Origin of the sequence: Orrella sp. JC864 (genome assembly GCF_037026685.1) — a bacterium.
Lineage (GTDB): Bacteria > Pseudomonadota > Gammaproteobacteria > Burkholderiales > Burkholderiaceae_B > Orrella.
In genome coordinates, this window is sequence record NZ_JBANET010000044.1 from 1 (window position 1) to 6,449 (window position 6,449).

Consider the following 6,449-nt stretch of genomic DNA (forward strand, 5'->3'; position numbering starts at 1 on the left):
CCGGAACAAGGTGCTATAGTTCGCCCCCTTCGCTGTTGGCGCCACGGATTTGTCATAAACCGGGCGGTGCCGGCAGGGAGGCCGAAGCGATGGCACAGCGGCCAGGCGTCGGGCTCGAAGGCATTGACCGTATAGGCGGCGTGCGGAGCCGGGGCAGGGTGGGGCAGCAAAAAGTTTTAGACGATTTGTTGTTTTTGCCTAAAAAGCTGTGTTATAGTTTCGGGCTCGGCAGGACGAAACGAATCAGGGTAAACCCTGATAGGTGGTCCGGCCGGGAGGCGAGAAGCCAGGGGTGTTTGCCGCAAGGCGGGCGCTGCGAGGCAAGCGAAGCTTGCTGCGGTGCGGGCGTTCCTGGCGAGGTTTTTGAAGTGGTCGGTTGTTGGTTGTGTAGGCAAGAGCCCGGCGCGAACGACTTGACAAGCTGAAAAAACTTCTTCATAATCTCGTTTCTCTGCTGCTTGAGCGGCAGCGCGGCGAAAGCGGCGCGGCGCCAGTCGGTGGCAGGAGAGAGTAGTTGGTGGTTGGCCGCAAGGTCTTGTTCTTTAAAAACTAAACAGCCGATAAGTGTGGGCGCTTGGAATGAGTGCGCATGCCGGGGTTTTCGGGCAACCGAGGGTCCTGGCTAGCAAAAGCATTATCAAGTGCTCACTTTGAAGAAGTAAGGTTTGGATTTTATCTATACCTTCACTTCCTTTGAGTAGCACAGCGACGTATGACCGGCCCTTATGGGTTGTTAATACGGAAATACAGAGATTGAACTGAAGAGTTTGATCCTGGCTCAGATTGAACGCTGGCGGGATGCCTTACACATGCAAGTCGAACGGCAGCACGGGCTTCGGCCTGGTGGCGAGTGGCGAACGGGTGAGTAATGTATCGGAACGTGCCCAGTAGCGGGGGATAACTACGCGAAAGCGTAGCTAATACCGCATACGCCCTACGGGGGAAAGGGGGGGATCGCAAGACCTCTCACTATTGGAGCGGCCGATATCGGATTAGCTAGTTGGTGGGGTAAAGGCCTACCAAGGCGACGATCCGTAGCTGGTTTGAGAGGACGACCAGCCACACTGGGACTGAGACACGGCCCAGACTCCTACGGGAGGCAGCAGTGGGGAATTTTGGACAATGGGGGAAACCCTGATCCAGCCATCCCGCGTGTGCGATGAAGGCCTTCGGGTTGTAAAGCACTTTTGGCAGGAAAGAAATTGCGCGTGCTAATACCATGCGTAGATGACGGTACCTGCAGAATAAGCACCGGCTAACTACGTGCCAGCAGCCGCGGTAATACGTAGGGTGCAAGCGTTAATCGGAATTACTGGGCGTAAAGCGTGCGCAGGCGGTTCGGAAAGAAAGATGTGAAATCCCAGGGCTTAACCTTGGAACTGCATTTTTAACTACCGGGCTAGAGTGTGTCAGAGGGGGGTGGAATTCCGCGTGTAGCAGTGAAATGCGTAGAGATGCGGAGGAACACCGATGGCGAAGGCAGCCCCCTGGGATAACACTGACGCTCATGCACGAAAGCGTGGGGAGCAAACAGGATTAGATACCCTGGTAGTCCACGCCCTAAACGATGTCAACTAGCTGTTGGGGACTTCGGTCCTTGGTAGCGCAGCTAACGCGTGAAGTTGACCGCCTGGGGAGTACGGTCGCAAGATTAAAACTCAAAGGAATTGACGGGGACCCGCACAAGCGGTGGATGATGTGGATTAATTCGATGCAACGCGAAAAACCTTACCTACCCTTGACATGTCTGGAATCCCGAAGAGATTTGGGAGTGCTCGCAAGAGAACCGGAACACAGGTGCTGCATGGCTGTCGTCAGCTCGTGTCGTGAGATGTTGGGTTAAGTCCCGCAACGAGCGCAACCCTTGTCATTAGTTGCTACGAAAGGGCACTCTAATGAGACTGCCGGTGACAAACCGGAGGAAGGTGGGGATGACGTCAAGTCCTCATGGCCCTTATGGGTAGGGCTTCACACGTCATACAATGGTCGGGACAGAGGGTCGCCAACCCGCGAGGGGGAGCCAATCCCAGAAACCCGATCGTAGTCCGGATCGCAGTCTGCAACTCGACTGCGTGAAGTCGGAATCGCTAGTAATCGCGGATCAGCATGTCGCGGTGAATACGTTCCCGGGTCTTGTACACACCGCCCGTCACACCATGGGAGTGGGTTCTACCAGAAGTAGTTAGCCTAACCGCAAGGAGGGCGATTACCACGGTAGGGTTCATGACTGGGGTGAAGTCGTAACAAGGTAGCCGTATCGGAAGGTGCGGCTGGATCACCTCCTTTAAGAGCGAAGCGCACGAAGCGAAAGCGTCCACGCTTATCGGTTGTTGTTTGGTTGGGTTGGTTTGCGGGCAGGGTTAGGGAAGAGATTACCTTTCCTGGCCGGAGCTGGCGGCGCTGATCCAAGAGTTAAGTTGGGTCTGTAGCTCAGTCGGTTAGAGCACCGTCTTGATAAGGCGGGGGTCGTTGGTTCGAATCCAACCAGACCCACCACGAATGTGTGTGGGGCCCTGGGGGATTAGCTCAGCTGGGAGAGCACCTGCTTTGCAAGCAGGGGGTCGTCGGTTCGATCCCGTCATCCTCCACCAACGGTCTGGCGGCGACGCGAGGCCAACCAGGCGACGATTTATCGGGTGATGAGTTCAGTTGCCAGTGCGCTTGAATCAAGTGTGCTGACAGTTGGGTTTATACCTGACGGCTGTTTGTTCTTTAACAATCTGGAAGAAGCACAACGAAGTGTGTGCAATTGGTAGATGCGAAGGTTGCATCGAAGATTGGACACGGGTTGTGATTGCATTATTTTGTTCCAAGTCTCAAGACTTCGGCGCGAGCCGAAGGTCTGCTTTGAAACTTATGAACGGCACAAACGCTACAAACTAGTATCAGCGTTCTTATAGCCGACATGGTTATAGGATCAAGCGACTAAGTGCATATGGTGGATGCCTTGGCGATCACAGGCGAAGAAGGACGTGGTAGCCTGCGAAAAGCTGCGGGGAGCTGGCAAACAAGCTTTGATCCGCAGATGTCCGAATGGGGAAACCCACCGCGCAAGCGGTATCCCTGACTGAATACATAGGTCAGTGGAGGCGAACCGGGTGAACTGAAACATCTCAGTAGCTCGAGGAAAAGAAATCAACCGAGATTCCGAAAGTAGTGGCGAGCGAAATCGGAAGAGCCTGTACGATTTAGCCTTTGTGATAGTGGAACGGATTGGAAACTCCGGCCATAGCAGGTGATAGCCCTGTACACGAAATTACGAAGGTGGAACTAAGCGTACGAGAAGTAGGGCGGGACACGTGAAATCCTGTCTGAAGATGGGGGGACCATCCTCCAAGGCTAAATACTCGTGATCGACCGATAGTGAACCAGTACCGTGAGGGAAAGGCGAAAAGAACCCCGGAAGGGGAGTGAAATAGATCCTGAAACCGTATGCATACAAACAGTAGGAGCCTCCTTGTGGGGTGACTGCGTACCTTTTGTATAATGGGTCAGCGACTTACATTCAGTGGCGAGCTTAACCGAATAGGGAAGGCGTAGCGAAAGCGAGTCCGAATAGGGCGTTCAGTCGCTGGGTGTAGACCCGAAACCAGATGATCTATCCATGGCCAGGTTGAAGGCACGGTAACACGTGCTGGAGGACCGAACCCACTAATGTTGAAAAATTAGGGGATGAGCTGTGGATAGGGGTGAAAGGCTAAACAAATCTGGAAATAGCTGGTTCTCTCCGAAAACTATTTAGGTAGTGCCTCAAGTATTACTGCAGGGGGTAGAGCACTGTTATGGCTAGGGGGTCATGGCGACTTACCAAACCATGGCAAACTCCGAATACCTGCAAGTACAGCTTGGGAGACAGAGCACCGGGTGCTAACGTCCGGACTCAAGAGGGAAACAACCCAGACCGCCAGCTAAGGTCCCCAATTATCGCTAAGTGGGAAACGAAGTGGGAAGGCATAGACAGTCAGGAGGTTGGCTTAGAAGCAGCCACCCTTTAAAGAAAGCGTAATAGCTCACTGATCGAGTCGTCCTGCGCGGAAGATGTAACGGGGCTAAGCGATAAACCGAAGCTGCGGGTGTGTACTATGTACACGCGGTAGGAGAGCGTTCTGTAAGCCTGCGAAGGTGGCTTGTGAAGGCTGCTGGAGGTATCAGAAGTGCGAATGCTGACATGAGTAGCGATAAAGGGGGTGAAAAGCCCCCTCGCCGTAAGTCCAAGGTTTCCTGCGCAACGTTCATCGGCGCAGGGTGAGTCGGCCCCTAAGGCGAGGCAGAGATGCGTAGCTGATGGGAAGCTGGTTAATATTCCAGCACCGTCGTACAGTGCGATGGGGGGACGGATCGCGGAAAGTCATCGGGAGATTGGTTGTTCCCGTTGCTGCATCGAAGAAGGCACTTAGGCAAATCCGGGTGCGTAATTCAAGGGTGTGGCTCGAAACGTCTTCGGACGTGAAGTGACCGGAAGTGGTTCCAAGAAAAGCCTCTAAGCTTCAGCTGTACGAGACCGTACCGCAAACCGACACAGGTGGACGGGATGAATATTCCAAGGCGCTTGAGAGAACTCGGGAGAAGGAACTCGGCAAATTGATACCGTAACTTCGGGAGAAGGTATGCCCCGGTAGTGTGAAGCGCCTGCGCGCCGAGCATGATGGGGTCGCAGAGAATCGGTGGCTGCGACTGTTTATTAAAAACACAGCACTCTGCAAAGACGAAAGTCGACGTATAGGGTGTGACGCCTGCCCGGTGCCGGAAGGTTAAGTGATGGGGTGCAAGCTCTTGATCGAAGCCCCGGTAAACGGCGGCCGTAACTATAACGGTCCTAAGGTAGCGAAATTCCTTGTCGGGTAAGTTCCGACCTGCACGAATGGCGTAACGATGGCCACACTGTCTCCTCCCGAGACTCAGCGAAGTTGAAGTGTTTGTGATGATGCAATCTACCCGCGGCTAGACGGAAAGACCCCATGAACCTTTACTGTAGCTTTGCATTGGACTGTGAACCGATCTGTGTAGGATAGGTGGGAGGCGCTGAAACCGAGTCGCCAGATTCGGTGGAGCCAACCTTGAAATACCACCCTGGTTTGTTTGCGGTTCTAACCTAGGCCCGTTATCCGGGTCGGGGACAGTGCATGGTGGGCAGTTTGACTGGGGCGGTCTCCTCCCAAAGCGTAACGGAGGAGTTCGAAGGTACGCTAGGTACGGTCGGAAATCGTGCTGATAGTGCAATGGCATAAGCGTGCTTGACTGTGAGACTGACAAGTCGAACAGGTGCGAAAGCAGGACATAGTGATCCGGTGGTTCTGAATGGAAGGGCCATCGCTCAACGGATAAAAGGTACTCTGGGGATAACAGGCTGATACCGCCCAAGAGTTCATATCGACGGCGGTGTTTGGCACCTCGATGTCGGCTCATCTCATCCTGGGGCTGTAGCCGGTCCCAAGGGTATGGCTGTTCGCCATTTAAAGAGGTACGTGAGCTGGGTTTAAAACGTCGTGAGACAGTTTGGTCCCTATCTGCCGTGGGCGTTGGATACTTGACGGAGCCTGCTCCTAGTACGAGAGGACCGGAGTGGACGTACCTCTGGTGTACCGGTTGTCATGCCAATGGCATTGCCGGGTAGCTAAGTACGGAAGAGATAACCGCTGAAGGCATCTAAGCGGGAAACTCGTCTGAAGATTAGGTATCCCTGGGGACTTGATCCCCCTGAAGGGTCGTTCGAGACCAGGACGTTGATAGGTCGGGTGTGGAAGCGCAGTAATGCGTTAAGCTAACCGATACTAATTGCCCGTGCGGCTTGATCCTATAACCCTGGCGGTTAAAACGCCGATGCGGTTCTAGCGACAAGTGCCGTTCAAAACTCAATACGCTGGGTGCCCCCCGTCAGGCACCCAGCCCTCAATCAAAACCCGTGTAACACGCAAGCCAGCCCCAGGAATGGGCCTGCGCCTGCCACACACCCGGCGTGCTTCTTGCCCAGATTGGACCGCTTGTCCAGCCAGGTTCGCCCTGGCAGACAGGCTGTCAACCAGTTACGCCTGACGACCATAGCAAGGTGGTACCACTCCTTCCCATCCCGAACAGGACAGTGAAACGCCTTCGCGCCGATGATAGTGGACGGACGTCTGTGAAAGTAGGTCATCGTCAGGCTCTTATCGCCCAAAACCCCGCTCAATCGCATTGAGCGGGGTTTTGCTTTTGCGCGGTCGCTTGTGCGACCGGGCAGGTGCGGCTGCGTCTGCGGCTGCGTCTGCGTCTGCGTCTGCGTTTGCGTCTGCGTTTGCGGCTGCGTCTGCGCTTGTGCGAGCACGCAGCCTCACATCCCAACCCACGCGCGACAGTGACCCGACCAGACGCGCGCGCGCATGGCTTGCCCGCGTACGGCTTGCCAGCTTGCCAGGGCCGGCCCGGCTGAACGGGCCGTGGCGCCAGGCTAATGCGTGCCAGGCGCCAGGCTG

At 55.0% G+C, this 6,449-nt stretch carries 2 tRNA genes and 3 rRNA genes; all 5 read left to right on the forward strand.

Annotated features, from left to right (window positions below):
* Nucleotides 1-755: 755 nt before the first annotated feature.
* Nucleotides 756-2,286: ribosomal RNA gene (locus V8Z80_RS20730) — 16S ribosomal RNA — on the forward strand.
* A 133-nt stretch (nt 2,287-2,419) separates the two neighbouring features.
* A tRNA-Ile gene (locus V8Z80_RS20735) sits at nt 2,420-2,496 on the forward strand.
* Nucleotides 2,497-2,515: 19 nt separating this feature from the next.
* Nucleotides 2,516-2,591 (forward strand) — tRNA-Ala (locus V8Z80_RS20740).
* A 324-nt stretch (nt 2,592-2,915) separates the two neighbouring features.
* A 23S ribosomal RNA gene (locus V8Z80_RS20745) occupies nt 2,916-5,796 on the forward strand.
* Nucleotides 5,797-6,028: 232 nt separating this feature from the next.
* Nucleotides 6,029-6,141 (forward strand): 5S ribosomal RNA (gene rrf, locus V8Z80_RS20750).
* Together the 16S, 23S and 5S rRNA genes with 2 tRNA genes alongside form the textbook arrangement of a ribosomal RNA operon.
* Nucleotides 6,142-6,449 lie beyond the last annotated feature (308 nt).